The organism is Candidatus Margulisiibacteriota bacterium (assembly GCA_018822365.1).
Lineage (GTDB): Bacteria > Margulisbacteria > WOR-1 > O2-12-FULL-45-9 > XYB2-FULL-48-7 > XYB2-FULL-45-9.
In genome coordinates this window covers 1-3,062 of record JAHJKL010000011.1, presented here as the reverse complement: position 1 = coordinate 3,062, position 3,062 = coordinate 1, and the positions used below count along the sequence as shown (strand labels likewise).

Here is a 3,062-nt window from a genome sequence, read left to right as displayed (position 1 = left end):
TAAGATCGAATCGGAATTGTCAGGTTTGAGCTGGAAAGAACGGAGCTTGAAATTAAAAGAGATGAGCGAGAAGGCTAATTTGCTTGGTTATAAGGACTCTCTTGCTTCCTCGTCCGGCTACGATAGTTATCTTTCCGACGAGTATTATGAGTTTGTCCCGATTACTTACCCACAGCAGGCGAGCGGGAATCAGGGGGGGCTCGACTTCTCTAACGACCGGACAGTGGTTAGAGCTCATACTGACCTTGTCTATTCCAGCGACGGTAATCCTCAATCTCCCTTTATCTTCAGCTGGCCGTGGCAAGAGAGCGAATATGCCACTTTTACCGCCAGTCAGACCGCTCAACAAAGAAAGCTGGACAAGGAGCTTGGCGGCGAGCCCCAAAACTACACCGGTCCGACTATCGCCGGGACCTGGTGGAAACTTGATCTGGCCCAGGTTAACCAGCGGCGGCTCGACCAAAACAACTCCGTTGTTTCTACCGGACAGCTCCATTACAATAAAACCTCAAAACGGGGGGAATGGAGCTCCCGGGCGATCGATCAAATCCTCGTTTTACCGGATTATGTTTACGACAAAATATTCCAGGTCGAAAGTAATACTCCGGGGATCAATGTTTCTTTGACTTCATCCTCTCCCAGCGCGGTCGTTAACGCCGAGGACCAGGATATTAATGGCTTCCCCTGGACAACTGCCGACGATACTAACTTGCTTGCGAGCCGGGGCTATATCAAGAGCCCTTCTCTTGCGTTCAATCCCGACGCTTTCCGGTCGAGACGCCCCCTTAAAATCGCTTCCGCTTACAGAATTGCCGATGATTGCCAATCGGCTGTCGCGGCAAAATTCACTTTCCTGAAAAAACACCCCTGGGAGCCGGACAACTTTGACAGTCCGGTCGATAACCCCAATCTTGAGATCGATCGCTGGGAAGTATTAATAAAAGATAAAAGCGGCGCGGTCAATAAAGATATTGTTCTTGAAGGGATCACCGCCGGAGCCAAGCGCCTGGACGATACTCTCGCCCTTAAGCTAAAGCTTGACGCTTCCGAAGCCCGCTTTGTTGAGGTAAGCGGCTTTGCCCCCGGTCCCTACGAATTGCAGTATTACGACGGCAAGAGCTGGCAGTCGATCGCTCAATCGTTTGACGAAGCCCCGACCAGCGGACGGCTCGCCTGGTGGAACGTCTCCCGCTTGAACGGCGATTACACGATCCTCCTCCGCTCCGGCAGTTTTATCGCCACCCAAAACATTTCGATTGGTACGCTGATCAAAAAAGAAACTGGCGGCGACGCCTGGAGCGCCTACAAACGGGCCCAGCTCAAATTCCCTCCTCGCGCGTTCGGCGATCGCGACCAGCTGGCGACGGTTACGCCGGTGACGATGAAAGAAATTAAGATCCGCAGTAAGCCGATTATTTTGACCTCCGGGCCGATCGTGGAGATAAAACCATCTCCCTGGAAATTTACGGTCAGTTCCCTGGAAGGGGTTGACCTGCGGCCGACCCTCCGTTTTATTTATACCTTTGAGGAATTGAAAGAGCTGGGGGCCTGGAATGGCGCGGGGGAGCCGAATAATCTCCCCTGGAATATCCACCAGGTGACGGAGGCGGGGGATCTGCAGATCATTTCCGACAACCAGCAGACGATCGAAGAGAATAACGGCGAAAAGCAATATGTCTTTTACGCGGCTCTCGACCATTTTTCGACCTACGCTCTTCTTCCCGGCAAATTTAAGCTTTCCGCGCCGATCGTCCTGGCCGACCGTTATGTTACCAATAAAAACAGCGTGACTATTTACGGTACGGCAGAGCCAGGCTCGGTCTTAGCCCTCGCGGTTGTCTCGATGCCTGGATCCCTCGAAACCTTGGCTAAAACAACCCCTGATGAGCATGGTAATTATCATTTTACCGCGGTGCCGCTTACTAAAGAAGGACTGAACCGCTTTTTTGTCACTGCTCACCCTCAAGGAAATTCGGAGATCTTCACTTGCGGCGATGTTGAGGTAGTTAAGGACACAGCCCCGCCGACGGTCGGCATAACTCCAAATCTTTGCGCCTTTTCCCCTAACGGCGATGGGAAATACGATAGTGTCGATTACCTTCTGACGATCAATGAAAAAGGGAAAATATACTTGGGGGTTAAGAGCGAATCAAGCGACCTGATCAATATCGACGCGCCGCTTCCGGCGGAAAAAGAACTTAAGGTTAATTGGTCAAATGAAGGTTTTAAGCTATATCGCCGGGATGACGCGACCGGCCTTTGGGCCCTATATTCCCAACTTCCAAATCCTGCCAACCTGGTGGATGGGGAATATTCTGTGGTTGGTTACGCCATCGATGAAGCGGGGAATATTTCCGAGAACGTCATGGTTAAGACCGTGATCGACCTTACTCCGCCAAAGGTCCTGGGTTTGAATACTGCGCCAAACCCGTTCACCCCCAACGATGATGGGGTAAAAGATACGACCGATTTTTGGTATAAATTGAGCGAGCCCTCCGCGGTCAAGCTGGGGATTTATCGCGAAGACGGAGAGCTCTTCAAAAATGCCGAAGGGCAAACGGAGAACTTTTCTTATCCTGGTACCTTGGTACCTGGATCCCTTGGTCCATCTTCCGGTTCTTGGCAGTGGGACGGCCGCGGGAACAGCAATGAACTTCTCGGTGGAAGTTATTCATATAATATCTATGCCGAAGACTGGGTCGGCAACAACGTCTCTTCCGAAGTCAAAACGATCGTTGTCGACCGGGCGCCGACTTTGATTTCTTATGTTTACGCCGAGCCCGATCCCTTTTCTCCGGCGTCCGGCGCCGCGATAAAATACTATCTCGCCCGGGACGATCTTAAGGTCAATCTGGCGATAACCAATGGTGAGCAAATCGTCACAACTTTTCATGCTTCCCAGGGGAAAGGGGAACATGCCTTTTACTGGTCCGGCAGGGGAGGGGATGGGGAAAAAGTCAGCGACGGCTCATATTTGATCAAACTGGCTGTTATTGGCTCGGACGGAATTTCGGCGGAAGCAAGCAACACCGTCCGGGTCGACGGGACCGCGCCGACCGTTA

At 52.0% G+C, this 3,062-nt stretch carries 1 protein-coding gene; it reads left to right on the top strand.

Annotation, left to right across the window (positions count from 1 at the left end):
* Window positions 1–3,062, top strand: a 3,062-nt coding sequence (locus KKF06_00715) for a hypothetical protein (GenBank protein ID MBU1616289.1), incomplete at both ends; no start/stop codon positions are given.